Below are 25,364 nucleotides of genomic sequence, written 5' to 3' on the forward strand. Positions count from 1 at the left end.
AGCGATCGCACAAAAATGGTAATAGCTGAAGTACTTACAGGGTGGGGAGTTGAAGTTTTGGAGCGAATAGAAGAAGTAAGTATAGATTTATGGCATCGCACTTATTGCCATCTTAAGATTTACAGTGCGATCGCACTTTATTCCCTTTCCTTACGCTCTACGACTTAGTGGTAGAGGTCGCTGTGCTAAAACTCCTTTATAAAGTTCTTCCAGCAGACTAATATTTTTACTAAGTGTATAACGGTCTAATACGCGCTGTCTGGCTTTTTGCCCCAGTAGGGTTGTTAACTCTGGATGGTCTTGCAACACTGGTAAGAGAGTTTTTAATTGCGATCGCGCTGTTTTAGTACTAATAACTACACCTGCGCCCTTTTCCAATACTTCTCCGTCTGCACCCACATCTGTTGCTAAACAAGCTAACCCACACGCCATTCCTTCTAACAGAGATAGGGACAAACCCTCTACCAATGAAGGCAAAACAAATACATCTGCGCCCCGCAAAATTTCGATGCGTCGGTCTTCATCAGCGACAAATCCCAACCAGATAATGCCGTATTCTGAACCATAAAACGGCTCTAAGGAAGACTTCAAAGGGCCGTCGCCAACAATTAGTAACTTAGTACCAGGCGCCATTGCCGACTGCTTCCAAGCGCGGAGGAGAGCTTCGACATTTTTCTCTGGTGCTATGCGACCCTGATAGACAAATAAACGTTCGGCTTTAAATTCTGCTTTGATTTGAGAAAATCCTGGAGAATACTTGGCAGTATCAACACCGTTGGGAATTACGGCAATATTTTCTTCCCTTACACCCATCCCTGCCAATAATTCTCGCTGAATTTGGGAAAATACAATCACGCGATCGTAGTTAACTAAAAAAGGCGCGTAGAGCTGATAAGCCAAAAGTTGTGTTCCCGATACCAGCTTTGCTCCCTTACCAGCAAACGGTGTGTGAAAAGTGGCAACTAGGGGCAACCTCAGTTCCTCACAGATTTCTGGTAGAAAAAAGTCTAGGGGAGATAAGGTTAAGGAAGCATGGACTACATCTGGTTTGATTTCCCGCAGTGAATCGGTTAAAACTTTGGTGGCTTTAAAAGTGGGAATTGTGTAAACCTGGGACTTATAAATAAAAGGTAGGGAAACCTCTCGAAGATTCGGCCAATTATCAGGTTCAGACTCTTCCTGGGCGAAGTGAAGAAAGCTAACTTGATGTCCCCTATCTAGCAAGGCATTTGTAATTTCTCGACTGTAGGTGACATTGCCGCAAAAGGGTGATTTTTTTCCAATCCAGGCTATACGCATTCTTTATTTAGCTGTAAGAAAAGCGGGTTTAATCTATTACTTGGTGTCCTTGGTGATTTTCCTTTTATCTAGCTATACTTGCTGGTTTTTTTATTTATTAAAAATTTCCAAGACTTTCTACTAGTTTAAAAAGCTTATTGTCAGCTGATTAAACCAGTGGATTGATGGCTTTATTTATTTTAGTTACTAAGTTGTTAATTTCTGATATTTCAACAACTTATTCCGACTAATGTCAGATTCATATCCGGCAAGTATGTGATAAATTTTCACTGGCAACAGTTTACCATGAACGCAAAAGCTTTAAGTAAATTATTAATTACGTCAAGGTAATGAATAATAACTACTGTTAGCTGATAACTACTTGTGTGAGTTATACCAGGTTAATATACCTCCTGAAAAGACGATCGCAGCTAATCCCATAAAAACTACCTGTAATCCCAGAAAGGTTTCTGCGACACCAGCTAATGCTAAAGGTAAGGAGAGGGCAATATTAATTACATTGTTCTGCAAACCAAAAACTTTACCACGCATTTCTGGAGGTGTTTCTGTTTGGATTGCGGTTTGCATAGGAATTCCCACTAGTGCCCCAAAGATGCCCACTAGGGCCACCAGTAACAATACGAGCCACAGTTGAGTTGTAAATACTGACAGACCAATCAGGGATGCTGCCATACCCATACAACCGCACAGACTTAGCTGAGTATAGGAGAAACGTTGACCAAATTGACCGAGAATCGTTGCTCCACCAGCGATGCCAACACCACCAGCTGCTAATAAAAAGCCAAACTGAGAGGCTTTCATGTTGGGAATTATTTCTGCCATCCGAACGGCTAGAACAGTTAATGCTGCAAAAACAGAAAACAAGATAATCAGTTGAAGCAAAGCATTGCGGACGCGATGATTTGCTTTGAGATAGGCAAAACCGTCTCGCAAGTCAGAGAATACGTGAGGGAATTCTGTATCGGGGTGGTGGTGTTTTTCCTTAGTTGCCAGGAGGAACAAAATTATTCCAGCGATCGCATAACTGCCACCTACTAAAAGTTCTTTGCCCAAACTACCACTACCACCAATTTGCAGCCAAAGTCCATCTGCGATCGCTAACAATGGTTCTCCAACAGCAAACCCAACAATTACCGATGCCATCATCGTTGTTGTGTAAAGCGAATTAGCCGAGAGTAAATGCTGTTCTTCTACAATTAAGGGAATTGCCGCCTGTTCTGCCGGGGCAAAAAACTGCGTCAAAGTCGAAACTAAAAAAGTCACACCCAAGATAATTACAAAACCCACTGGCAGCAATCCTATGGGTTTCCAATCATGAGTCAACCACAGCATGAAGGGAATTGACAAAACCAGAATGCCGCGCCAAATATTTGTTGCTACCAGTACAGCCTTTTTCGACCAGCGATCGACAAACACGCCAGCAACGGAACCAAACAATACGGCTGGAATAGTAAAAGCCATCATCAAGACTGATACCCAACCACTAATACTCTGATTGCTTCCTTGAAACTGAGTATTAATCAAGGCAATCATCAGTACCAAATAGACTTTATCTGCTAGTTGAGAGAAAACTTGACCGCCCCAAAGAGCCAAGAAATTAGGATTTTTTAATACAGGTAAAAATCCTAGCTGTTTTACATTCCCTGTAATAGCTTCTCCACCTGAACCCGACCCATCTAATTTCGGTAATTCTTTCTCTGGGATAGTAGCTACTGACAAATTCTGCCCATTACGAAGGCCATTGCTATCTACCTCAGCAGTGGTTAATTTGTCCTCAGATTGTGTTTCTGATTGGCTTGTAACATCAGTTTTTGGGATCTCTGTTGTCCGACTTTGATCGTTTTGAGAAACGTCTTTTGGGGACACTTCTTGGCCATTTATTTGACTAGGTGTACACTTGGGAACAGCACTCAAGTGATTCCTGACTGTAGGATCTGATACCCTATTCTGTTTTTTGGCGAGGCTTGGTGACAAAGGCAGGATTTTCTTATCCAAATCAGACGGTTGCATCATGGTTGGCAGCAAAATAAGAATCGATCAAGGTAGCAGAGCGGATAGGGCGACCTAATTGATACTGAGCATACTGGCGCAATATCTGCTCAACAGATAACCAGTCATGATCTCTAGCACCATCAATTTGCATTATCTCTGGTTGTGACAGATGTTGAAGCAAAGCTAGTTGCATAGCACCCAAACGACTAGAAATAACAGGTATTTCTTGCCGATGCACAACAATTGTTTGGGTATTGGGGAGCCAGTGCGTTGCGGAGGTTCCCTCCGTTGAAGCAACTGGCGTCATGGAGGATGGGGCATGGGGCACAGGGAATTGGTTATTAATTTCCCCCTGCTCCTCTGCTCCCCTTCTCCTCTGCCACTCTGCCCTCATCTCCCTCTCCCCCTCTTTTCGTAAACGTTCCCTAGCTTCTAAGGAAACCGTTCCACCCGCAGGGATGCTAAATCCTACCTGCCAGTTGGGATCTGTGAAGTCTGGCTTAAGGGAACGTTGAGATAGGCAACAGATTTGCACTTGTGGTGTCAGTCCTGCTAAGGCTAAAAGGTGAAATACACCATGAGCTAGATGAGCTAAAACACCAGATGGATTTGCACTAGACACCGCCTCTAAGCGATGGAGATGTTCATTGAACAAATCATAAAGTTCTTCTTGGGGTTGTTCGCTCAAAGCTTCACACAGAACTATTTCTGCTAAATATTGACTGGCAGCCAGTTTTCCCAAATCTTTAGCTAAACCAGGATAAGTTTTTAACGTTTGTGCTTGAGTAATTTTATCAAGCGATCGCCCTTTGGCAATCAATAGTTCATTCACAACGAACATTCCACTCCTACCGCCCAGGCTGGAGTTGTGCTTACGTGACCCTGGAGCCACGGCTCGAATTAGACCGAATTCTCGTGTCAAAATCGTCACTATTTTATCCGATTCTCCTAGCGCCTGGGTTTTAAGATTAATACCAGTTGCTTTATAGGTTCTACTCATTGCTCATTAGTCATTAGTCACTAGTCATTAGTAGTTATTAATCATTGCTCATGGGTCATTAGCTTAGGACAAATGACAAATGACAAAGGACAAATGACTATTCACCCTTTCCCAGGTTATCGCGCTGACGGATCAAATCCATACCGCGAGATGTGCCTAATCTAGTAGCACCCGCTACGATTAAGTCTAGGGCTTGATCGATCGTGTGGATACCACCTGAAGCCTTAATTCCCACCTTTTCTTTTGCCAATTCCTGCAAAAGTCGTACATCTGCCACTGTGGCACCACCATTCCAACCTGTACTAGTTTTTAAGAATGCTGCTCCCGCCTCCATAGCTATTTCAGCAGCTATTTTTTTCTCTGCATCTGTCAACAGGTTAGTTTCCAAAATTACTTTGACCGTTTGCCCAGTCTCTTCACAAATTTCGGCAATCTCCCGATGGACTTCTTCAGTTTTGCCAGCTTTCAACCAGCCCAAGTTCATGACTACATCCAACTCAGTGGCCCCACTATCCACCGCTTCTTGAGCTTCGTACAGTTTCACGGCTGAAGTCGTTGCACCAGAAGGAAAGCCTATCACTGTACAAACTTTCGGGTTTTTACCGTGGAGGAGTTCAACTGCTTGCTTGACATTAGCGGGGAACAGACAAACCGCCGCAAAGTTGAATCTATATGCTTCTTCACACCATTGCTCAACCTGCTCTGGAGTAGCCGTTGGCATTAACAGGGAGTGATCGATAAATGGCGCAATATCAATGTCTGGATAGTCTGCTGCCATCGTGTCTTCTGCCAGTGATTGATTATTAAACTTTATAAAAAATTAAAACATTTCTTATATATATATTAAACCACATTTATTACGAGTTTATCCTGAAAACAAGTTGCTGAATTGTCTTTAATATTGGCTTTACAGATATCCCAGGATTATTACAAGTGTTTAAGTTAACGCTAATTAGTAGTAATACTAGGAATATCAAGAGTGTTTTTTATACTATTTGCTAAGAAGTTAATAATACTTTGAGCCAATGCCTGCGATGCCAAATATGGAACACCATTACCAATAGTTTTAAACATATTAGTGAGTGACATATTTTCTGGAAGTACAAAATTTGCAGGCAAAGATTGGATAGCTAAAGCTTCTGCTACAGAAATCCGTCGGACTTTGTAAGGATGTAAATGTACCTCATTATTTCCATAGCAAGCTGTCGGAGAGTAACGCCATCTATGCAGACGTTTGAAAGATTTTTTAGAATCATCTCCTTCATCAATAGCAGCAAACTTTGTGATACCTGCCCTTGGTTGAAAACAGTTTTCCGTATTGGGATGTTTTAGAACATTATTTTTTCTAAACCAGTATTCAACTGTTAATTCTTCAGGTATATTATCAGGACAAGGTGTTAGAGAATTTTCTTGGAATGATTCACACTTACGCCAAGGGTAAGCAAAGACTTTTTCGGGAGGATATAAAATATAATTATCCCAAGGGAAATATTGCTCATGTAGTAACTTTTCCCTACCGATTTTGATTCCTATGTTCTGAAGAAAATTATTTTTGAAACCAATTAGAATAATTCTTTCTCTATCCTGGGGTACGCCGTATTCGATAGCATTAATTAATCGCTCTGTTAATATATAGCCTGCTTCCTGTAATTGAAGCTTGAGCGATTCAAAAAATAAACGGTGTTTTGTCGTTTTCCATAACCCCTTAACGTTCTCAAATAAAAAGAAATCAGGAAGATTGCGGCAAATTAATTCAACGTAAGAAGCGGAAAGCTTGCCATTATCTCCTAAACGTCCTCTATTTTTCCCACCAATAGAAAAATCAGGACAGGGAGGCCCACCGATGAAACCAATTATATTATGAGATTTGCGGCAGTCTTTGACTAATTCCTGAAGGTGTTGTGCTTCTTTTTCGATAATAAGTTTTGTTACATCTGCTGCTTCACCCTGATGATATCCATATTCAGGCGATCGCATTTTCAGAACTTCTCGTGAATGGCGATAGGCGGCAATGAATGGGGCGAAGATTTCATTAACATAAACAATATTAAAACCGCTGGTTTCAAAACCTAAATCGAGGAAACCTGAGCCAGCAAAAAAAGAGAAAATACAAGGGCGATCGCTCATTGAATTACTAGTACGAGCCAAAATATTATTAATATTCAGATTTTAGGAAAATGGGTTATTTACGTAATTTATACTAACTATCCTAATTTTGATTTAAGGGTTAGCAAAAACTAATATACTTAGGGTTTCTACGTAAGTACCAATTAAAAAATCACAATTGAAAAACTGCTTAAATAGTCAAAAAAATTTACAGTTTCCCTAAGTATTACATCTTAAAGTTTACTCAATCTTTAAGGAAAATACCTGACAGAAAAAGAGTCTGGAGTCACAATTAAATATAGGGGTTTCCAAACCCAAATCATATTTCAGACAAATATTTGTCATTAAATAAAAAACCGGGGTACTTCGGACTAAATTTTTATGCGGATTTTAATTTACTCCTACAACTACTATCCAGAACCGATTGGTATTGCCCCACTGATGACTGAATTAGCAGAGGGACTAGTGAAACGTGGGCATGAAGTGCGTGTAGTAACCGCTATGCCCAATTACCCTGAGCGGCAAATTTACCAGGAATATCGGGGTAAATGGTATGTCAACGAAGAAAAAAATGGCGTTCAAATTCAACGCAGTTACGTTTGGATTCGTCCACAACCCAACCTTTTAGATAGGGTGTTATTAGATGCTAGTTTCGTCGTCACTAGCTTTGTACCCGCCCTTATCGGTTGGCGCCCAGATGTGATTCTCTCAACATCGCCATCCTTGCCAAGCTGTGTACCAGTTGCTCTTTTAGGATGGTTACGTGCTTGTCCTGTAATTTTAAATCTACAAGATATATTACCAGAAGCAGCCGTCCATGTCGGTCTATTGAAAAATAAATTACTTATCCGGTTGTTTACATTATTGGAAAAATTTGCTTACCGCACTGCCACTAAAATTAGCGTCATTGCCGATGGGTTTGTGGAAAATTTGCGATCTAAGGGTGTAGAAGCTGACAAAATTGTGCAAATTCCCAACTGGGTTGATGTAAATTTTATCCGCCCTTTGCCTAAAGAAGATAACCCTTTCCGCACAGCACATAATCTAAAAGGCAAATTTGTAGTACTGTATTCTGGTAACATTGCCCTAACCCAAGGCTTAGAAAGCGTCGTCAAAGCTGCTTCTGTCTTGCGCCATATCCCAGATATTGTCTTTGTCATCGTTGGAGAGGCAAAAGGTTTACAGCGATTACAACAGGAATGTCTAGACTGCGGCGCAGATAATGTGATGTTACTGCCATTTCAACCCCGCAAAGATTTACCACAGATGTTAGCAGCCGCGGATGTTGGTTTAGTGGTACAAAAGAAAAATGTTGTATCCTTCAATATGCCGTCAAAAATTCAAGTGTTACTTGCCAGTGGAGGGGCCTTAGTTGCCTCTGTACCCGATAATGGTACGGCAGCAAGAGCCATTAGGCAAAGTGGCGGCGGAGTTATCGTTCCTCCAGAAGATCCCCAAGCTTTAGCGATGGCAATTTTAGATTTGTACCAAAACCCCGAAAAAGTCAAAACTCTGGGTTACAAAAGTCGCCAATATGCCGTTGAGCAATATGCTTTTGAGCAAGCTTTAAATCAGTATGAGTCCTTGTGTTACTCATTGACAGCAGAACGTAGAGCAATTCAATCTACAGGCATAGTTACGAAACAAGAAGTTTAATTTTTGCTGCAAAGTTATGTTACATCTGTAGAAATTACGATTATGCCCTCATGTCTAAGTATTAAGAGATTTCGAGGGTAGTTAATTTTACTATTAAAAATATAGCGATAGATAAGCAGGTTGTCAGTTGGATTGTTGAACTAAAAATCTCACGGCTCACTTCATTCAAACCGTGGGTTAATGATGAAAAAGTAAGTATTGATACTTAAACGTGTGCGTATATAAAAAATCGGACTTTTGCTAGACCAGTAATTAGTATGCTGTGTTGTATCGTAATTTTTAGCAGACAGTATAAAGCGTAGATGTGTAGTTATCTGCAAATTACTAGCTTTAAATTACATATTATGCTGTTTGATGAATCTGCAATTATTTTCGCTGTCAATTTCTGCTGGAAAGCTATTGGTTGATTTATCGCTGCACAATAACCATCAGCTTTTGGGCTGTTGCGGATATCGAAATCTAAACAGCTAATTATCAAACTAATCCCATAGACACCTGTTTTTTTGTTAGTATTCAAAAAAACCTATTGACACATTTGTCAGATCAATTGTTCGTTGTTTGTAAGTAAATGTCAACAATTGTTTCAAAAGGAAGAAAGCACCTGAGGTTTAATGACTGATTATTTCCAAGGAAATTTCCCATTGCAATCTGTCCCACTGACGAAGAGTGCGGTAATAAGCCACGGCCAAACCGAAGAGGCGAGTGAAAAATTAGCTGCAACGATCGCTGTTGCGGCATCAGATCGCAAAGCAGGTGAGATTCTATTGCTCAAAGTAGCAGAGGTATCTTACCTGGCGGATTACTTTGTGATGATGACTGGCTATTCTAAGGTACAGGTAAGGGCGATCGCTCAAGCAATTGAAGGAAAAGTCGAAACTGAGTTGCAACGCCGTCCCTTAAGGACAGAAGGAAAAGTCGAGGGCAGTTGGGTACTACAAGATTACGGTGATGTGATCGTTCATATCATGATGCCCAAGGAACGGGAGTTTTATAATTTAGAAGCGTTCTGGATTCATGCAGAACGTATTCCCCTTCCAGAATCTGATGAAGGTGAGGGTAAGCCAACATGATTAGGTCTTCGGTTTCTAATTGCCCAGTTCCTACAGACCAACAACCACTCAATGAATACGAAGAGTTAAAAACTTCCTGGCTGTTTCGTGATACTACTTTACATTGGCGCGAGTATATCACGAAACTTGTTTGGATTTGGGGTTTATCTTGGCTCTTCGCAGGGCCGATAGCTGCGGCAAGTTTTCCTCCTCACAAGTATATTGCACATTTTATTCTTTGCGGTGCAGCAGGAGCCAGTGTCGGGTTAGTGCTGATACTGGTAAGGTTATACTTAGGCTGGTTCTACGTGTGCGATCGCCTTTGTAGTCCCACAGTATTTTATGAAGAGTCCGGCTGGTACGACGGTCAAACTTGGACTAAACCACAAGAAGTCCTTAACCGCGATCGCTTAATTGTCTCATACGAAATCAAACCCATTCTGCGGCGGTTACAATTTACCTTCGCTGGGTTGGCGGGAATGTACGTTATTGGTACTATAGGTTGGCATTTGTTTTAAAGAGTTATTGGTCATTGGTCATTAGTCATTAGCTAAAGATTAATTACCAATGACCAATGACTAATTTAATTAAAAAAGGTGATAAATATAAACCCATGACAATGGGAAAACGAACTCAAGCCACAGCACTGGAAGTCCGGTTGCTGCGGGAAGGTATTATTGAATCCAGGCATATAGTCCAAGCTGTTGTCTGCGACGAACGAGGACGGGTTCTAACCGTTGCCGGAAATTCTGAAACTGCTGCATTTATCCGTTCAGCCCTCAAACCATTTCAGGCACTTGCTGTCACCACCACAGGTACACTAGAACGCTATCAACTCAGCGATCGCGACTTAGCAATTATCACAAGTTCCCATAAAGGAAAAATCGATCAAGTCCGACAGGTATTTAACATCCTTTGGCGGGCCGATCTCGATCCAACTATACTCCAGTGTCCAATTCCTGAAGATAAGCGGAGTCCTCTGGAATACAATTGCTCTGGAAAACATGCGGGAATGTTAGCTGTTTGTCAGCAACGCCATTGGCCCTTGAATAACTACTTGGATCGCAAGCACCCAATCCAGCAGTTAATTTTGGGCAAGGTAGCAGAGTTGCTGCGAATGCCAGCCGCAGAATTTATCAGCGCTCATGATGACTGTGGCGCACCAACATATCTAATGCAACTCGGTCACATGGCATCTTTGTATGCACTGCTAGCCTCTAGTACCAACTTGGATATGGAGCGGATTGTCCGTGCCATGACTCATCACCCCGCAATGGTCGCAGGAGATGGAGAATTTGATACGGAACTGATGCGCTTAACTCCAGGAGAACTAGTCAGTAAAACTGGTGCCGAAGGAGTGCAGTGTATTGGTAGACTCGGTGAAGGCTTGGGATTAGCAATCAAAGTCATGGATGGGGCAAAACGCGCAAAATATGCCGTTGCTATTCACTTACTCCAGCAAATGGGGTGGATTAGTCCCAGCGCCGCCGAAAGCCTCTCAGAAAAGTTTGTCACCTTGGGAAAATACAAGCGTTTAGAAGTAATTGGAGAATTATCGTTTTTGTAGTTGCCAAACTCTTGACTATAGGTTACTATAAATAAGTCGAGAGCAACGCGGGATAGAGCAGCCTGGTAGCTCGTCGGGCTCATAACCCGAAGGTCAGTGGTTCAAATCCACTTCCCGCCACCAAATAAAATATAAAACAAAACCCTACAATCAGTAAAGATTGCAGGGTTTTGTTTTATTTTGATCTATTCTGGAAGAAATAGCCATCCAAAAAGCGCGGAGAATCATGGTTGTGAAGTTGCAGCGACCAATTTTAGTGGGAGGATTGGGACTTTCCTTTTCCCTGTGGATGTTGGACAGTTGGCACGATTCTATAGTGCAGGTGGGTGAGTTTGGTTTGTTGAGTGCCTTAGCTGTAGGCGGTGGTTTGTGGTTATTCCAGCAAAATCGCCCCAAAAACAGTTTAGAGCAGCTAGATGGTATGGTGGTGGATCGGGCGACTGTGGAAAATGCGATCGCTAAAACTGAAACTGTAATTAACCAACTAGCACAAGAAGCAGAAAACCATCCAGCCTTAGAGACACTCAGAGAACAAGTTGCCCAATTGTTGCTGGAATTAGACAGGCAAAAAATTAAAGTAGCTGTGACTGGCGGGAAATCCGTGGGTAAAAGCACTTTAATTCAAGTGCTACAGCAAAATTTAGAGACACAAAATTTCGTATCTCTACAAGAGACAGCACCTTTGTTTAGAGAAGTCGGTGAAAATTCAGATGCGGCTATTTTGGCGGAAGTAGCAAAATCTGATTTCGTTCTATTTTTAACAAACGGTGATTTAACAGACTCAGAATTTCAAACCTTACAGCAGCTAAAGGCAGCAAATCAGCCTAGTATGCTGGTTTTCAACAAACAAGACCAGTATTTAACCGATGAAAGCGCCAACATCTTGCTGTCATTGAAACAGCGGATGCAGGGAAGTGTAGTTGCAACTGCGGCCTCTCCCATTGCCATCAAAGTCCGAAAGCATGAGGCTGATGGTTCTGTGCAAGAGTGGATGGAGCAACCAGCAGCTGATATTCAGCAGTTAACTCAGCAGTTGGGTGAAGTTTTAGCACAGCAAGGACAACGGCTAGTTTGGCTAACTACCGTGAGAAAAGCCGGGTTGTTGAAAGCTGAGGCGAAAAACTGGCTGAATGGAACCAGACGCGATCGCGCCACCCCAATTATTGAACAATATCAGTGGATAGCTGCTGCCGCTGCCTTTGCTAACCCAGTACCAGCCTTTGATATTCTGGCAACTGCGGCAATCAATGCTCAAATGGTAATGGATTTGGGTAATATCTATCAGCAAAAATTTTCTCTAGAACAGGCACAAACTGTAGCTGGAACAATGGGAAGTTTAATGCTGAAATTAGGTTTAGTTGAACTTTCTACAAAGGCTATTAGTACTGTTCTGAAAAGTAATGCCGTTACCTTTGTTGCTGGTGGCGTAGTGCAAGGAGTAAGTGCAGCTTATCTGACTAGAGTCGCAGGGTTAAGTCTAGTTGAGTATTTCCAACAGCAGGAAATAGCGATAGATTCTGGAACTGGTTTGAATTTGGAGAATTTGCGGCAAACCTTGCAAAAGGTATTTCAGCAAAATCAGCAGATTGGTTTTTTGCAGGGGTTTGTTAAGCAAGGTGTGAAGCGTTTGTTGCCAGAGGTACAGCCGGTTGAAGTAGTTAGTGTTCAGAAGGCAATGGGATAATCTCACGCAAAGGCGCAGAGTTTTTCTTAGCGCCTTTGCCTGAAGCTAAAAACCAGTTTTCAAGTATTTTTATATACTATTAATCACAGTTAAAAGTCTTTGTGCTATTGGCTCAAAGTATTCAACTGAGTCTCTAGCTCTACTAATGTGTGCCCCACGCAGACCATCTGCACTGGTACAATCAAAAACTGGTTTTTTTGCTTCTAGTGAATAAGGAATTAGACTGTGAAGATTAGGAATTTTTCCTAGATTAAAAGTTTTATCAGGCCAGTAGTGAACTTGACCCAATTTTGTTAATCTGTTGACGATATTTTCTTCAATTGCCGACTCTATGCGATTTCCAAATATCTGCCAGCCTTTTGTCATTTTTTCTTCAGAATCTTCGCGGATATTGTGTTGTTGCATCACATAGCCTAAAAATGTTGGGCGTCCGTGCGGTAGAGCTAAACTTTGATCTTTCCATGCATCATTACATTGTTCCCAACCTTGACGCCATGCTTCGAGTTTAGAACCTAGATTTTCTGTACCTCTAATCGAGAATAGATCAGGAGAGATAGGAATTATAAAATAATCACTAGCCCCCAGTACAGCACGATTGAGAGCGCCTAGATTAGGCCCAAGATCAACCATAATGACATCCGCTTTGACACGGTTCGCTGCCCAATTAATATAACGATAAATGGCAGACTGAACTCTTAAACTAGATTCACTACCACCTCTTCCACTGTTCCATGTATCACCCAAAAGGTCTTCATAGTTACTTAAGAGCAAATCGCCAGGAACTATATAAAGATTTGGATAGCTGTTTGGACTTATTTGAGATGGGCTACGTTGACGAATATCTCCAATTGATCTATAAACTGGTTCAATTGCTCGCCAAATACTATTTCCACGCTCGCTCCATGATCGTTCTATATTGCTCTCAGGCAGGGCATAAGCTGTTAAATTGCATTGGCTATCACAATCAACCATCAGTACAGTTTTATTAGACTGTTCAAGAAGATGGGCTATATGAAACATATAAGTGGTTTTACCCACTCCACCTTTATTATTAAAGATACTAATGATGGCTGGCATATAATAAATTAAACTTTCAAATATTACAGTAACATTTGAATGATAAAATGTGTATTTTATACTTTTTTGCTGGTTCAGTTTTCTTACATTTAGGTTTTGAAACCAGCTATTATAACATTGTTTGTGTCAAAGACATTTTCTCACAATTCATGCCAGTATATTGTCATTGAAGCAGAGATTCACTTTTTATTTGTTAAACAGAGGATGACACTTGCGTTTGTAGTGCTGTAAATCAATCTAAAATTTACCCAAGCCTATTTTAGGCTTGGGTGTATTTAAGAATATCGTGAGAGTTGCGAGTTCTCAAAAAATTGTGAATAAGGATAATTAACTAAACAGCACCACTGTTTCTATTAAACAGAATAGCTATAGTTTTGAAAATTAGCTTTAAATCGTACACTAAACTCCAATTTTTTTGATACTGCAAATCCAGACGAATTACATCTTCAAAACTACGGACTGTAGAACGTCCATTTACTTGCCATTCGCCAGTCATGCCGGGTTTTACATCTAAACGCTGCCACTCAGGTACTTCATAGCGTTCCACTTCATCGGGTGTAGGTGGTCGGGTGCCTACTAAACTCATTTCTCCTTTGAGGACGTTCCAAAATTGGGGTAATTCATCAAGACTAGTTCGCCGTAACAAGCGCCCTACCTTAGTAATTCTAGGGTCATTTTCATTCTTGAAAAAAGCACCTTGCACTTGGTTCTTGACTTCGGATTTCTTCGCTTCCGCATCCACACACATAGAGCGGAATTTCCAAATTTTAAACCGTTTCCCCATCCAACCACAACGAATTTGACTAAAGAAAATGGGCCCGGGATCGTTAATTTGAATAGCGATCGCAATCGGAATAAATAAAATTCCTGTAATTAATAAACCAATCACTGACCCAACAATATCTAAGAACCGTTTCATCCAAGATGCCATAGAAGGATGAGTAGTGGGTAACTGCTCTACTTTACGGGAAGTTGTCTTCCGATTATCTACTACGTCATTTTGTTCTATTAACGAGCCATCCTCCACAAGTTCTAGAGGAAAAACCTGATCCAACCCTGTGAGTTTTAGAACTGCCATGACTTGAGGTGTTACATTCCGCAGTGTTAATGTAATATCCTTAGTCTGAGCATATTTAAAATTACTTACCAGGGCACCTAAACCACTACTATCGATAAAAGTAGTTTGGTGAAAGTCAATGATGATTTGCTTGGGATGTGAATTGGTCCCAATTAAGCCTTGGCAGGTTTGCTTAAAGCCTAAAGCCTCCAGCACGCTCAACCGCGTCGGCACCTGCACTATAGCAATGTCGTTTAGGGAATTAACTGGAAAATCGACCTCTGTCGGTTGGCTAGTCATGAAGCTCTGCACTTTCGTTGCCATGTATAATGTAATATGCCAAACATTAGTTTGTCCTACAAAATTACTTAACCTAATATCGGAATTAGTGGTAATTAGGACTAACTGCTATTTACCGGGGCTGAGATTGGAGATCGCTAGCGACGATTCACAATAGAACAAGAAGCCAAAAAACATCCTTGCTGTTGTGCCGACGCAGCGCGATCGCGTTGCTCTCATCAAATGATTGCTAAAAATACGGTTACACCCACCGCACGCCTGATTGAGGTCTTTTCTGCCATTCAAGGGGAAGGACTGAATGTAGGGACACGTCAGATATTTATTCGTTTTGCTTTGTGTGATTTGCGCTGTCACTTTTGTGATAGCGCCCACACTTGGAGTGCACCTACAACTTGTCGGATAGAGCGATCGCCTGGATTGCGCGACTTTGAAATTCACTCTAACCCTGTCCCATTACCCATATTACTCGAATGGGTGGAACAGCAAAATTTACCTTGTCTACACGATAGCATTAGCTTAACTGGCGGCGAACCACTTCTTCATGCCTCATTTTTAACGCAGTTTCTACCCCAAGTGCGAGCCATAACTGGTCTACCTATATACTTGGAAACTGGCGGACATCGCCCAGAACAACTAGCAATGATTATCCCATACTTAGACTCTGTAGGTATGGATTTAAAACTGCCCAGTGTTAGCGGCGAAAGTCATTGGCAAGAACATAGTAAATTTCTCCAGTTATGTTATGACTCATATTTAAATGTTTTTGTCAAGATAATTGTGTCTCAAAACACAGATCCCGCCGAGTTGGAACGTTCAGCTTCGTTGGTGGCAGAGGTTAGTCCAGATATCTCAGTATTTTTACAACCTGTTACGCCTTTGGCAGTATCAGAACAATTTTCTCCAGTACCTGTACTTGCGCCTTCCAGCGATCGAGTTTTGATGTGGCAAGCTTTGATGAAGGGGTTTCTCAAGCACGTGCGCGTGATCCCTCAGACACATAAAATGCTGAACCAGTTGTAAAATTTTAGTTTGATAAAGATGTAGTCAAGAAAAAAGTAAGATTTTATGAAATGGTAATTGGGCTGTTGCCGCTAATTAAGGAGGCGGCAGCCCCTAAAGTAGGCAGTCTAATTAGCTAAATCAAAAGACCACTAAGAGGTTTTATTACGTAAAACCTTCTCTTCCTGACTCAGAGAGAAACTTGAACTAAAATTCAAGGCAGGGAGAGGTTTGTCAAACTCAGGTTGATTTAGGTATTTCGGGGGTAGGTAATACCCACCCAACCTAATTTATGCTTGCTATAGTGCGCCCTCATCTGGAGCTTTAGATTTAGCTTTTGCCTTATTGGCACTGCGTTTTAGGGCAGAGAGTCTTGCTTCGTATCTCGACCGTTGGCGCTTACTAGGAGTATTATCAATCAGGGTTTTCAAGGCGCTACCGAGACTCTTGTAGGCATTAGGGAGGCTATAACCAAAACGAGTTGCTAAAGCGATCGCTTTCTCATCAGCATTAAGCAATTCTCTTAGTTGCTTTTCCCCATTATTCTTTTGGTACAGTCGCCAGCCTGACACGCCACAAAGCGACAAAGCTAACACCAGCAGCAATCCATCTTGTACCCACAATTCCCCTACAGCACCACCTAGACCAATGGCTAGTGCTGCCATTTCCCAACCATCTTTAGGAATTGTGTCATTTTGAACGCGAGCAACCTCATGCCAGAACAGCAAATTACGCTGATCCATAGCGAGGGCATCCCATTTCACCAAATCAATTTGAATTTCTACCTGGTCTTTACCAATTTCTTCGCAGCGAACCAGGGGTGGATTGACCTCAGTTGTGCCTTCAACCGTGACCCAGCTTTGCAGTTCTGGTGGTAGTAAAGCTTTCAACCGCCGGAGTTCGCTCATTTCCGCTTTGGCAGAGGAGGTTGCATAGGATGTCATAATATCCAGCCCCAGAAAATTTCAGTATATAGTGAGGGTATCACTTTGGAGTATAGCTATTTAAGTGATGATCCGTCTCACTCACTAGGAAAACTTCCTCGCTTTTTTCGCGCTTCCATTGCTTTTTCTAGTAAATCTAACAATCCTGGGGCTTCTTCTTGGATACTGAGTAATAGCCTTTCCCCAAGTTCTATATTCCCCGGATCGAGACCTGTTGCCATCACTTCTTTCAGGCGAGGTATTGCTATGCCATCCACAATCTGAATTAATCCACTCAGACAACGGTGAAATTGTTTTTCTGTAAGAATCGAGTCTTCTAAAGGAAACTCAATAATGGCACGAATTTCACCATCGGATGGGTCATACTCCCATTGCAACATTTTGGTTTCCCAGGAAATGGCAAGCATTGTTTGGAGGATAGCTGCCTTGTGAGGATGCTCTTGGATTCCTCCCAAAACTTGAGGGGCAAATACCCGAAAAAATTTTCCTTCTTCATCCAGTTGGACAACTATTAGAAAATCTTCTAGATTATCAGCCTCCACACCTGTTATAATTCGGTCTTCTTCATCATCAAAGCGGTAGTCCCAACCAAGGTTGTCTAAATAGTTGGCAATCTGTTTGAGGTTAGCTCCCATAAAAGCCTCATAAGGAACGTGGAGCAGTTGTTACCAGACCTAGTTTAACCTGCTAGGGGTTGTTGTTTGGGTTGGTGTGGATACTTCCGATCGCATAGAAGTATGCAATTAAGGTATTGGGGATGGGTTATAGAGTATGGGGCATTGGAGATAAGAAAAATAGACGCTCGGTCGGACTTATGAAGGATATTTTTTGAATGACTCTTGCGGATTCTTAAAGAAGCAATCATTACTGTTTTTCAAATCTTAGCCAATAAAGGATATAGTCCTAACTCTCTTAAATTTTAATTTTTTTATAAATAATTTTAATAAATGTCTTGCTAGAGCAAGCATAGTGGCAGAATTTGTAATCGAATTCAAACATAAAGCCAAGTTTAAATAATTTCTACAAATAGTATCTAAGGTTGTTTAAATATACGTAAAAGCCTCAGATACTAATTTTTATTTTGAATAATATAGCATAGTGATGAGACATTTTTGTGTTAAAGTTAACAAATTATTTTCAGGAAATGATTGTAGCTAGCAATACTTTGTTAATTATTAACATCAAGAAATTTTATGCGTAAATCAGCATTAATGATAGCGAGTACACCTCTAGCTTTTATTACAAATTACCTAAAAAATTTGCCCTATTATTGAAACTTATAAAATCATATCAAAAAAATGGAATTGCGACACCTGCGCTACTTTATTGCTGTAGCTGAAGAACTGCACTTCAGTAGAGCCGCCGAGCGACTGCACATCGCTCAACCGCCCTTGAGCCAGCAAATTCAGCAATTAGAGACGCAATTGGGGGTAGAACTATTTCACCGTAAAACCAAACGACAGGTACAATTAACAGAAGCAGGGGAAGTTTTTTTGCAAGAGTCTTATCAACTTTTAGCTCAACTCCAAAAAGCAATTGAGCTAACCCAAAAAACGGGAAGAGGTGAAAAGGGACAATTACGAATTGGGTTTACCAGTTTGGTAACTTACGATTTGCTTCCTGTAATTTTGCGGCAGTTTAGAGAACAGTTTCCAGAAGTAGAGTTGGTATTGCAAGAATTAACCACAACTCAGCAAGAGCAAGCACTACAGGATCGCCGCATTCATGTAGGTTTTGCCCATCCACCCTTAGAAGACAACACACTCAATCAAGAGTGCATTCAGCAAGAAGCTTTAATTGTGGCTATGTTGGAAACTCATTCTTTAGCCGAACAAGAAAAGATTTCAGTGCGATCGCTAGTAAACGAAAACTTTATCATGTTCCCTCGCCATTTGGGGCCCGGACTTTACGATCAAATCGTAAGTCTTTGTCAGCAAGGAGACTTCAGCCCAAAAGTGACTCAAGAAGCGATTCAGATGCAGACGATTATCGGATTGGTTTCAGCGGGAATGGGGATTGCGATCGCACCGTCTTCATTGCAAAATCTTCAGAGAACTGGTGTAGTTTATCGTACTTTAGAGGATAAAACACCATTAGTAGAAACGGCTATAGTGTGGCGAGAAGAAGATATGACACCTGTACTAAGAGAATTTCTACAAGTTGTCAGAAGTATCTGTTAAGAAATGACGACCCTTTTCTGACAGAGATGCTATGGAAAATAACAAAACATTTAAACTTTGTATTTATAAATATAGTTTTTTGAAATAAAAAATTAATAAATGAACGAGCGCTACAGTATGGTAATTCAATGGTCAGATGAGGATAATTGCTACTTAGTACACTTGCCGGAATTTCCTTGGCAGCAATTCCACACTCATGCTAAGAGTTATGAAGAAGCCGCTAAACATGGGCAAGAGGTAATTGAATCTTTGATTGAATGGTATAAAGACCAAGGAAAACCTTTGCCAGAGCCAATTACTTTTCCTCAAAAACCGTTAAAAGTGGCTTAAATATTTTTAAGATACAGGGCATCGCACCTTACCCCAATTCCTCAATATCTGCACTTTCCCCTTCAAACTCAACAGGCTCAAACTTTACCTTGTTGTATAAATCTTGTAGAGAAATCTCAAAGGGTACGGTTACAAGTGCGATCGCTTCATCTTCTTCATCATATTCACGAAGCGTCCATTGCTTTTTCCCAATTTTGGAAAATTGATCTACATGAATCCAAGTTTGGTCAATTAATAGATATTCTTGGAAAGTGGAAATAGTTCGGTAAGCCTGAAATTTATCTTCGCGATCGTAGTTTTTAGTAGATTTAGACAAAACCTCAACAATAACTCGGGGATTTGTAATAATATCTGTACGATTATTGAAAAATTCTGGTTCATCGGCTATTACTGTCACATCTGGATACGTGTAGATACGCTTTTGGTATATCCACAGACGCATATCGCTATTAAACACTTCGTATTCTTGTTGTCTGAACGCGAAGTTTAACACAGCATAGAAATTACCAGCTATACGATTGTGATTTGCTGTTCCACCTGCCATAGGAATTATTTGCCCGTCAATGTATTCACTTTTGTAGTCAGCAGCTTCTTCTAACTCTAAATATTCCTCTGGGGTATAGTATCGCTGTTTTGTTATTTGCATAATTTTATCAGGTAGCAATGTTTAACGATATGGAGCATCTAGTGACCCATGTTTACTGAACAGGTTAACATGGTTAGATAGAGGTGTTATGTGCTTTCTACAAAGTGAGCGTAGGCGCAGCCCGCAGTTCTCTACGAGACGCTGCGCGAAGGACAAAGCTCAGTGACCACCGTAGGCATCGTTATTTCAATTCACAAAGTCTTTTAACTTCTTTTCCTATTGATAACCAGCAGCTTGTAAGAGAAACAATTTGGCATAACGTCCTTCTAGCTGTAACAGTTCTTCGTGAGTTCCCTGTTCTATAACTTCGCCGTTTTCTATAACTAGAATTTTGTCAGCCATTCGTACTGTCGAGAAGCGATGGGAAATCAAAAGTACCATCTGATTTTGAGTAATAGCGCGAAAATGATTGAAAATCTCAAACTCAGCTTGGGCATCTATTGCTGATGTTGGTTCATCTAACACCAAGATATCTGCTTGCGATCGCATAAAAGCACGAGAAAGAGCAATTTTTTGCCACTGTCCCCCAGAAAGTTCTTGTCCTCCCTTAAACCAACGACCAAGTTGAGTCTGAAAGCTTTGGGGTAATTGGTCAATAAAAGATTGGGCCATGCCTTTTTCAGCAGCAGTTTTCCACTGTGTTTTGTTTTCAAGATGTTCTACATCGCCTACGCCAATATTCTCCCCGACAGTGAACTGGTAGCGGACAAAGTTCTGAAAAATCACACCAACGCGCCGCCGCAACACATCCACATCCCATTCCTGCAAGTCCAAGCCATCTAAGAAAATTCGCCCAGAGTCTGGCGTGTAGAGTCGAGTAAGTAGTTTGATTAAAGTAGTTTTACCGGAACCGTTTTCACCCACAATTGCCAGTTTTTCTCTGGGTTTAAGATGTAACGAAATGTTTCTCAATGCTGGCTTAGAACTTCCCGGATAAGTAAATGAGACGTTCTCAAAACGGATACCATCTTGGGAATTTAACCCAATGGTTGCCTTACCCCAAGATTTTGGTACTTCTTCTTCCAGAAAATCGTAGAGATTTGATAGATATAGATTGTCTTCATACATCCCTCCAATAGAAGTGAGGGCATTGGAGAAAGTAGATTGTCCTTGGCGAAAAACGGTGAGATACATTGTCATATCTCCCAAAGAAATCTTACCTAGCACTGTTTCCAGCACAATCCAAGCATAAGCTAGGTAAAAAGCACCTGTACTGACCAAACTTAAGAGATATCCCCAAAGTCCTCGCCGCAGAGTTAAATCGCGGTCTTCGCCATATAGTTGATCGAACAGGCTGCGATAACGTCCTAGCAGCATTTCTCCCAACTGATAGAGTTTGACTTCTGTGACAAAATCTTCTCTTGCTAATAGATTTTCTAAGTAGTGCTGTTGTCGGGTTTCTGCCGCACGCCAACTAAATAAGCGAAAGGCTTCTCCAGCAAATTTTGTTTCGGCAATAAATACAGGCATAGCTGCCAAAACCAGCACCAACACTGCCCAACCTGAGAAATTTACTAGCAAAATACCGTAGGTGAACAGAGAAAGACCATTTTGCACCAACCCAAAGGTGCGGTTTACTAAGGAAAGCGGACGAACCGATGCTTCTCGTCGGGCATTGGTCAATTTGTCATAAAATTCTGAGTCTTCAAATTGCCTAAGATCCAGTGTCAGCGCCTTTTCTAAAATGAGTACGTTTACTCGCTGACCCATTAGCGCCCGCAATAACGACTGACAAATGGTGATTCCCCGTTGACTGCCTGCTAGTAAAATTACAGCGATCGCTTCTAATCCTACATAAAACAACGAGGGATAAATATTGACAAAACCATCGCTTTGTGTATTAGATTGAGATGCAAATACCACTGCATCAACAATTAACTTACTAATGTAGGATATCGCCGCCGGGAAAAGACCAGCCACTAAAGTTAGACTAGCCAGAAAAATAGTAAGCGATCGGCTAGTAGTCCATACCAAGCTTACAGCCCGTCCACTGTAGCGGAAAACCGTCAGTGATTGACGTAGGATATTTCTTTTTTTTTAATTTTCATCTTTCTTGCCGCGAGATACCCCAGCTTGGGCGGATCTTCCTGACTCTATTAAATCTTTATTAATTTTACATTTTTCTAAGAATGTTCGCTGAAAACCCCGAAGTTGAAATCTAAAAACTAGTTTTGTAGGGTGTGTTATGCCGTGGGCTAACGCACTAGGATGTTAACTTTGTACCATTTTAGGTGTTCAAAATTAATGCAATATATATAATATGCCAGTAGTTCTAATCAAGCGGACACTGACTTTTACACAAAGGCTTTCAAATAGGTGTTATACATATAGCTCCAGAGGGTGCAATTGCACAGGTCAAAGTAGGGCGATCGCCTATCGTCGTAGGCTGGGTTGACAACAGGAAACCCAGCATCACTTTTCTCTGGCAGTACTAACCAGAAGCCAGATTGCAATTTAAGCCGCAACCGTGGATGCAATCGCGAGGCTAAAATGAGAGGGCGATCGCTTCCTTTCACCAGCCCTCAGACGAGGAGATTCTCAAATGCCATTAGCTGAACTCATGTCACAAATCCAAGAACTTCCAAAAATTGACAAGCTTCGGCTAATGCAGTTCCTTGCCACAGAACTGGTCAAGGAAGAGGATGCAAACTTCTTTGTTGCGAACCGGGAGTATCCAGTCTGGTCGCCGTACAATTGTTCTGAGGCTGCCAATGTCTTGATGAATCTTCTGGCGACAAAGCAGCAAGAGAAGAATGGTTAACACTCAAAAATTTCCCTACAAAATCATTGATAGTAGCCTTGGCATGGTTGATCAAATGCCATACATACCTTTGATGCTCAGTCTTAATGGTCAATCTCTGAACACTGAGGGTTTATTGGATACAGGTGCAAGCGTTAATGTTTTGCCCTATGAGTTGGGTTTACAACTGGGCTTAATTTGGGAGGATGAAACTCTCTCAGTTCTATTGACAGGGAACTTGGCTCGATTTGAAGCTCGTGCAGTCGTTGTTGATGCTCAAGTCAGTTTATTCCCCACCATTAATCTTGCATTTGCTTGGACACAAACACCCAATGTGCCTTTAATCTTGGGGCAAGCTAATTTCTTCTTTGAGTTTGATGTTTGTTTCTTCCGCGCGCGTTCTGAATTTGAAGTTCGTCCCAAAGAGGTTGGATAAAATGAAGATAGGAGCGTCAGTTGGCAGCGATCGCTGAGGTACGGTCTAACAATCTCGTTGCACACCGACTGTACAGAGTCTCTGATTTTCGGTGCATTAGGACTAATGTCCATAACGCACCCTACCAGATTCAAGCCAATGTGCATGAGGTTTTCCGACTTGTGTGTACACAGTAAGTCTTTAGACCGGAGAGTGTCAGATCCACAATCTCCTACCTACTTTCCCATTTAATCTTTGATGAGTATCTTCCAACAAAGCTGGAATATCTAACTTTTCTGGACACCGAGGCAAACAGTCACCACATTCTGTACAACGGTTGCCTTTCATTCCTGGGAACCAGTGACCTGCATTTTCAAACATTCCGTAACGATATTGGCCATAGTCTTGCATCTCGTATGCCACGGCAAGATTACGTAACCGTAATACCTCTGGAATATTGATATTTTCTGGACAAGGCAAACAAGCATAACACTGGCTACAATTATCAGTTTCCAAAGCAAGTTTTTGGTGATTTTCTAACTGCTGGAAAGTGGAAATTTCTGCTGATGTTAACTCTTCATCATGGTCAGCAATTTGCAAAGGTTCTCTTAATTCACCTGGGTTAGCTGGCCCTATACTCAAAGTAGTAATACGGCGATCTACAAGTAAAAATCGATAATTCAATTCTAAGGGTGAATACGGATAACACAGGTCTTTTAAGGTTTGAGGTGGCGTGTAGAGGCGTCCTCCCTTATCAGCAGGGGAAATAATGAAAATGCCCATATCCTTTTCGGCAGCTAGTTGAATTGCTGGTGCGTGCCGTTGAAAAAAATAGTAATAATGCAGATTGACAAATTCAAATAAATCTGTGTTTATTGCAGCCTGAATTAACTCTAATGGCCCGTGCGTGGAAAAACCGACGTGTCGCACTCGACCATCAGCAACAGCTTCCTCTACTGCTTGCATACAGCCATTTTTGGCTTGTACCCATTCCAAATGTTGCCACGTATTCAAACCATGAACACCTAAGCAATCTAAATAATCTAGTTGTAATCGTTCTAGGGATTCGTCGATGCACCGACGCATGGTGTCAGCATCTGCTGTGGCTGAGATTTTGGTAGTGACATAAAGCCTAGTTCGGGGTACTGACAACCCAGCTTTTAGCGCCCTACCAAGATACTCCTCGCTTTTGCCATAACCTCTGGCGGTTTCTAGATGATTAATTCCTAGCGTTAAGGCTTGTTCGATGGTCTGGTGAGCATTTTCAAAATCAGCCAAGTAGCGCATTGTTCCTAAGGAAAAAACCGAGAGGCGCAGATTCGTTTTTCCAAAGCGTCGGTATTTCATAAATTGAATCTTGAATAGTGAGTCCTAAGTAGAAATACGATTAATAGTGTCTCTACAAGAATGAACAGAGAAAGAATAAAGAAATTATTTTATTCTCTAGATTCTCTATTCTTTCTCAGCACTGGCTCAACCCGAACTATGCGCTAACAGCACTCAGAACTCAGCACTCAGAACTCAGCACTCTCCTAGCTGTCGTCATTACCAAAGCGCTTGATCAAATCTTCAGGACGGAGATTAGAAATAAATTCACGGAAGGCTTGCTGTTCGGCTTCATCTGCATCGCGATCTACAGGGATAGAAGCATCGGCAATGACTTCTTCCATTACCCAAATGGGAGTATTTGTACGGAGGGCAATAGCGATCGCATCGCTAGGACGCGCATCAATTTCTTTTTTGACTTCGCCTTGCTGGACAATTAAAGCTGCATAAAATGTATCCTTTTGCAGGGAATGAATAATCACCTTTTCTAGAGTCATGTTCCAAGTCTCTAGAATATTCACAATCAGGTCATGAGTTAAGGGTCTAGGAGGCTTCTGATTCTCCAGTGCGCCCATAATTGCCCTGGCCTGTTCCTGACCAATGTAAATTGGCAAAGCCCGCCGATCTGAAGAATCTTTCAAAAGGACGATCGGGCTGCGAGTTATGGCATCTAATGCTATGCCAGCGACTTTCATTTCAATCATTGCCTAAGCCTCTACAATGCTTTGAGAGTCTTGGATGCCGTGTAACAAATAGCACCCCTTTTTAGGCGGTTTGGTGACAGTAATAAACATAAGCATTCGTTCTCTATAATTGCTTCTATTAAACTCCGAACTTGTGGTGAAAACCAGAGTAAGTCAAATTGGTCTTCTTAGACAATAACCTTCTTACCCAAGTATGCCCTGTGAAGGATGCTAATGTGTTAATATTCCTATGCGAAAAAACTTTGCGAAAAAAAGTCAGAAAATATACTTCGATGTTCGAGATTTCTGTGACA

24 protein-coding genes and 1 tRNA gene are annotated in these 25,364 nt (G+C 41.4%); 11 read left to right on the forward strand and 14 right to left on the reverse strand.

Annotation, left to right across the window (positions count from 1 at the left end):
- Window positions 1-150: 150 nt before the first annotated feature.
- From V7K45_RS12835 to V7K45_RS12855, 5 genes are all read right to left on the reverse strand, one after another.
- Complete coding sequence (locus V7K45_RS12835; RefSeq protein ID WP_335003877.1) at window positions 151-1,299, reverse strand: glycosyltransferase family 4 protein; 1,149 nt, start codon at window positions 1,297-1,299, stop codon at window positions 151-153.
- A 357-nt stretch (window positions 1,300-1,656) separates the two neighbouring features.
- Window positions 1,657-3,309 carry an MFS transporter gene (locus V7K45_RS12840; RefSeq protein WP_335004092.1) on the reverse strand — a complete coding sequence of 551 codons (1,653 nt, stop codon included), beginning with the start codon at window positions 3,307-3,309 and terminating at the stop codon, window positions 1,657-1,659.
- A complete protein-coding gene (gene recO, locus V7K45_RS12845; protein ID WP_335003879.1) occupies window positions 3,296-4,291 on the reverse strand; it encodes a DNA repair protein RecO in 996 nt (331 codons plus the stop codon). Before recO ends, V7K45_RS12840 begins: the two co-directional genes overlap by 14 nt.
- A 97-nt stretch (window positions 4,292-4,388) precedes the next feature.
- Window positions 4,389-5,069: a deoxyribose-phosphate aldolase gene (gene deoC, locus V7K45_RS12850; protein WP_335003881.1), complete on the reverse strand. Its 681-nt coding sequence runs from the start codon at window positions 5,067-5,069 to the stop codon at window positions 4,389-4,391.
- Between the two features lie 170 nt (window positions 5,070-5,239).
- A complete protein-coding gene (locus tag V7K45_RS12855; RefSeq protein WP_335003883.1) occupies window positions 5,240-6,418 on the reverse strand; it encodes a DNA cytosine methyltransferase in 1,179 nt (392 codons plus the stop codon).
- A gap of 360 nt (window positions 6,419-6,778) precedes the next feature.
- On the opposite strand from V7K45_RS12855, the gene V7K45_RS12860 reads away from it, so the two are divergent.
- The 6 genes from V7K45_RS12860 to V7K45_RS12885 all read left to right on the forward strand — a co-directional run bounded on the left by V7K45_RS12860 (window position 6,779) and on the right by V7K45_RS12885 (window position 12,353).
- Entirely contained in the window at window positions 6,779-8,053 is a 1,275-nt protein-coding gene (locus V7K45_RS12860; RefSeq protein ID WP_335003885.1) for a glycosyltransferase family 4 protein, read from the forward strand.
- A gap of 611 nt (window positions 8,054-8,664) precedes the next feature.
- On the forward strand, window positions 8,665-9,123 hold the full coding sequence (gene rsfS / locus V7K45_RS12865; RefSeq protein WP_335003887.1) for a ribosome silencing factor: 459 nt from the start codon (window positions 8,665-8,667) through the stop codon (window positions 9,121-9,123).
- On the forward strand, window positions 9,120-9,620 hold the full coding sequence (locus V7K45_RS12870) for a CGLD27 family protein (RefSeq protein ID WP_322694231.1): 501 nt from the start codon (window positions 9,120-9,122) through the stop codon (window positions 9,618-9,620). The genes rsfS and V7K45_RS12870 overlap by 4 nt, the downstream gene beginning before the upstream one ends.
- Window positions 9,621-9,715: 95 nt before the next feature.
- Window positions 9,716-10,669 carry an asparaginase gene (locus V7K45_RS12875; RefSeq protein WP_194041738.1) on the forward strand — a complete coding sequence of 318 codons (954 nt, stop codon included), beginning with the start codon at window positions 9,716-9,718 and terminating at the stop codon, window positions 10,667-10,669.
- A gap of 46 nt (window positions 10,670-10,715) precedes the next feature.
- A tRNA-Met gene (locus V7K45_RS12880) sits at window positions 10,716-10,792 on the forward strand.
- Between the two features lie 103 nt (window positions 10,793-10,895).
- A complete protein-coding gene (locus V7K45_RS12885) occupies window positions 10,896-12,353 on the forward strand; it encodes a YcjF family protein (RefSeq protein WP_335003892.1) in 1,458 nt (485 codons plus the stop codon).
- A gap of 69 nt (window positions 12,354-12,422) precedes the next feature.
- Here V7K45_RS12885 and V7K45_RS12890 read toward each other — a convergent pair whose 3' ends face one another.
- On the reverse strand, window positions 12,423-13,430 hold the full coding sequence (locus V7K45_RS12890; protein ID WP_335003894.1) for a ParA family protein: 1,008 nt from the start codon (window positions 13,428-13,430) through the stop codon (window positions 12,423-12,425).
- Between the two features lie 331 nt (window positions 13,431-13,761).
- Window positions 13,762-14,811, reverse strand: coding sequence for a sugar transferase (locus V7K45_RS12895; RefSeq protein WP_335003896.1), 1,050 nt, complete (start codon window positions 14,809-14,811; stop codon window positions 13,762-13,764).
- A gap of 198 nt (window positions 14,812-15,009) precedes the next feature.
- Here V7K45_RS12895 and V7K45_RS12900 point away from each other — a divergent pair, with 198 nt between their 5' ends.
- Window positions 15,010-15,807: a 7-carboxy-7-deazaguanine synthase QueE gene (locus V7K45_RS12900; protein WP_335003899.1), complete on the forward strand. Its 798-nt coding sequence runs from the start codon at window positions 15,010-15,012 to the stop codon at window positions 15,805-15,807.
- Between the two features lie 278 nt (window positions 15,808-16,085).
- Here V7K45_RS12900 and V7K45_RS12905 read toward each other — a convergent pair whose 3' ends face one another.
- Together V7K45_RS12905 and V7K45_RS12910 are read right to left on the reverse strand one after the other, a co-directional pair.
- A complete protein-coding gene (locus V7K45_RS12905; protein WP_292729213.1) occupies window positions 16,086-16,730 on the reverse strand; it encodes a DUF3318 domain-containing protein in 645 nt (214 codons plus the stop codon).
- A gap of 77 nt (window positions 16,731-16,807) precedes the next feature.
- On the reverse strand, window positions 16,808-17,365 hold the full coding sequence (locus V7K45_RS12910; RefSeq protein ID WP_335003901.1) for a hypothetical protein: 558 nt from the start codon (window positions 17,363-17,365) through the stop codon (window positions 16,808-16,810).
- 663 nt (window positions 17,366-18,028) lie between these two features.
- Between V7K45_RS12910 and V7K45_RS12915 the strand changes: the two genes are divergently transcribed.
- Window positions 18,029-18,910 carry a LysR family transcriptional regulator gene (locus V7K45_RS12915; protein WP_335003903.1) on the forward strand — a complete coding sequence of 294 codons (882 nt, stop codon included), beginning with the start codon at window positions 18,029-18,031 and terminating at the stop codon, window positions 18,908-18,910.
- A gap of 99 nt (window positions 18,911-19,009) precedes the next feature.
- Entirely contained in the window at window positions 19,010-19,240 is a 231-nt protein-coding gene (locus V7K45_RS12920) for a type II toxin-antitoxin system HicB family antitoxin (RefSeq protein ID WP_335003905.1), read from the forward strand.
- Window positions 19,241-19,268: 28 nt separating this feature from the next.
- Here V7K45_RS12920 and V7K45_RS12925 read toward each other — a convergent pair whose 3' ends face one another.
- From V7K45_RS12925 to V7K45_RS12935, 3 genes are all read right to left on the reverse strand, one after another.
- Entirely contained in the window at window positions 19,269-19,886 is a 618-nt protein-coding gene (locus V7K45_RS12925) for a Uma2 family endonuclease (protein WP_335003907.1), read from the reverse strand.
- Between the two features lie 216 nt (window positions 19,887-20,102).
- Entirely contained in the window at window positions 20,103-21,911 is a 1,809-nt protein-coding gene (locus tag V7K45_RS12930) for an ABC transporter ATP-binding protein (protein ID WP_335004096.1), read from the reverse strand.
- A 269-nt stretch (window positions 21,912-22,180) separates the two neighbouring features.
- Window positions 22,181-22,402: a hypothetical protein gene (locus tag V7K45_RS12935; RefSeq protein ID WP_335003909.1), complete on the reverse strand. Its 222-nt coding sequence runs from the start codon at window positions 22,400-22,402 to the stop codon at window positions 22,181-22,183.
- A gap of 26 nt (window positions 22,403-22,428) precedes the next feature.
- Between V7K45_RS12935 and V7K45_RS12940 the strand changes: the two genes are divergently transcribed.
- Both V7K45_RS12940 and V7K45_RS12945 read left to right on the forward strand, forming a co-directional pair.
- Window positions 22,429-22,647, forward strand: coding sequence for a hypothetical protein (locus V7K45_RS12940; protein WP_094342777.1), 219 nt, complete (start codon window positions 22,429-22,431; stop codon window positions 22,645-22,647).
- Window positions 22,640-23,062 carry an aspartyl protease family protein gene (locus V7K45_RS12945; RefSeq protein WP_335003912.1) on the forward strand — a complete coding sequence of 141 codons (423 nt, stop codon included), beginning with the start codon at window positions 22,640-22,642 and terminating at the stop codon, window positions 23,060-23,062. Before V7K45_RS12940 ends, V7K45_RS12945 begins: the two co-directional genes overlap by 8 nt.
- Window positions 23,063-23,257: 195 nt before the next feature.
- Here V7K45_RS12945 and V7K45_RS12950 read toward each other — a convergent pair whose 3' ends face one another.
- Both V7K45_RS12950 and V7K45_RS12955 read right to left on the reverse strand, forming a co-directional pair.
- Entirely contained in the window at window positions 23,258-24,388 is a 1,131-nt protein-coding gene (locus V7K45_RS12950) for an aldo/keto reductase (RefSeq protein WP_335003914.1), read from the reverse strand.
- Between the two features lie 185 nt (window positions 24,389-24,573).
- Window positions 24,574-25,071, reverse strand: a complete 498-nt coding sequence (locus V7K45_RS12955; RefSeq protein ID WP_190730096.1) for a bifunctional nuclease family protein — start codon at window positions 25,069-25,071, stop codon at window positions 24,574-24,576.
- Between the last annotated feature and the right edge of the window lie 293 nt (window positions 25,072-25,364).

The organism is Nostoc sp., from assembly GCF_036917375.1.
Classification (GTDB): Bacteria; Cyanobacteriota; Cyanobacteriia; order Cyanobacteriales; family Nostocaceae; genus Nostoc.

Excerpts from the sequence above, each read along its gene's own strand:
- V7K45_RS12925 (WP_335003907.1), bottom strand. The coding sequence starts at position 19,886 with ATGCAAATAACAAAACAGCGATACTATACCCCAGAGGAATATTTAGAG.
- V7K45_RS12950 (WP_335003914.1), bottom strand. The coding sequence starts at position 24,388 with ATGAAATACCGACGCTTTGGAAAAACGAATCTGCGCCTCTCGGTTTTT.
- V7K45_RS12890 (WP_335003894.1), bottom strand. The coding sequence starts at position 13,430 with ATGCCAGCCATCATTAGTATCTTTAATAATAAAGGTGGAGTGGGTAAA.
- V7K45_RS12870 (WP_322694231.1), top strand. The coding sequence starts at position 9,120 with ATGATTAGGTCTTCGGTTTCTAATTGCCCAGTTCCTACAGACCAACAA.
- V7K45_RS12910 (WP_335003901.1), bottom strand. The coding sequence starts at position 17,365 with ATGGGAGCTAACCTCAAACAGATTGCCAACTATTTAGACAACCTTGGT.
- V7K45_RS12945 (WP_335003912.1), top strand. The coding sequence starts at position 22,640 with ATGGTTAACACTCAAAAATTTCCCTACAAAATCATTGATAGTAGCCTT.
- V7K45_RS12855 (WP_335003883.1), bottom strand. The coding sequence starts at position 6,418 with ATGAGCGATCGCCCTTGTATTTTCTCTTTTTTTGCTGGCTCAGGTTTC.
- V7K45_RS12860 (WP_335003885.1), top strand. The coding sequence starts at position 6,779 with ATGCGGATTTTAATTTACTCCTACAACTACTATCCAGAACCGATTGGT.
- V7K45_RS12840 (WP_335004092.1), bottom strand. The coding sequence starts at position 3,309 with ATGCAACCGTCTGATTTGGATAAGAAAATCCTGCCTTTGTCACCAAGC.
- V7K45_RS12835 (WP_335003877.1), bottom strand. The coding sequence starts at position 1,299 with ATGCGTATAGCCTGGATTGGAAAAAAATCACCCTTTTGCGGCAATGTC.
- V7K45_RS12900 (WP_335003899.1), top strand. The coding sequence starts at position 15,010 with ATGATTGCTAAAAATACGGTTACACCCACCGCACGCCTGATTGAGGTC.
- recO (WP_335003879.1), bottom strand. The coding sequence starts at position 4,291 with ATGAGTAGAACCTATAAAGCAACTGGTATTAATCTTAAAACCCAGGCG.
- rsfS (WP_335003887.1), top strand. The coding sequence starts at position 8,665 with ATGACTGATTATTTCCAAGGAAATTTCCCATTGCAATCTGTCCCACTG.
- V7K45_RS12955 (WP_190730096.1), bottom strand. The coding sequence starts at position 25,071 with ATGATTGAAATGAAAGTCGCTGGCATAGCATTAGATGCCATAACTCGC.
- V7K45_RS12875 (WP_194041738.1), top strand. The coding sequence starts at position 9,716 with ATGACAATGGGAAAACGAACTCAAGCCACAGCACTGGAAGTCCGGTTG.
- deoC (WP_335003881.1), bottom strand. The coding sequence starts at position 5,069 with ATGGCAGCAGACTATCCAGACATTGATATTGCGCCATTTATCGATCAC.
- V7K45_RS12920 (WP_335003905.1), top strand. The coding sequence starts at position 19,010 with ATGAACGAGCGCTACAGTATGGTAATTCAATGGTCAGATGAGGATAAT.
- V7K45_RS12895 (WP_335003896.1), bottom strand. The coding sequence starts at position 14,811 with ATGGCAACGAAAGTGCAGAGCTTCATGACTAGCCAACCGACAGAGGTC.
- V7K45_RS12905 (WP_292729213.1), bottom strand. The coding sequence starts at position 16,730 with ATGACATCCTATGCAACCTCCTCTGCCAAAGCGGAAATGAGCGAACTC.
- V7K45_RS12885 (WP_335003892.1), top strand. The coding sequence starts at position 10,896 with ATGGTTGTGAAGTTGCAGCGACCAATTTTAGTGGGAGGATTGGGACTT.
- V7K45_RS12915 (WP_335003903.1), top strand. The coding sequence starts at position 18,029 with ATGGAATTGCGACACCTGCGCTACTTTATTGCTGTAGCTGAAGAACTG.
- V7K45_RS12940 (WP_094342777.1), top strand. The coding sequence starts at position 22,429 with ATGCCATTAGCTGAACTCATGTCACAAATCCAAGAACTTCCAAAAATT.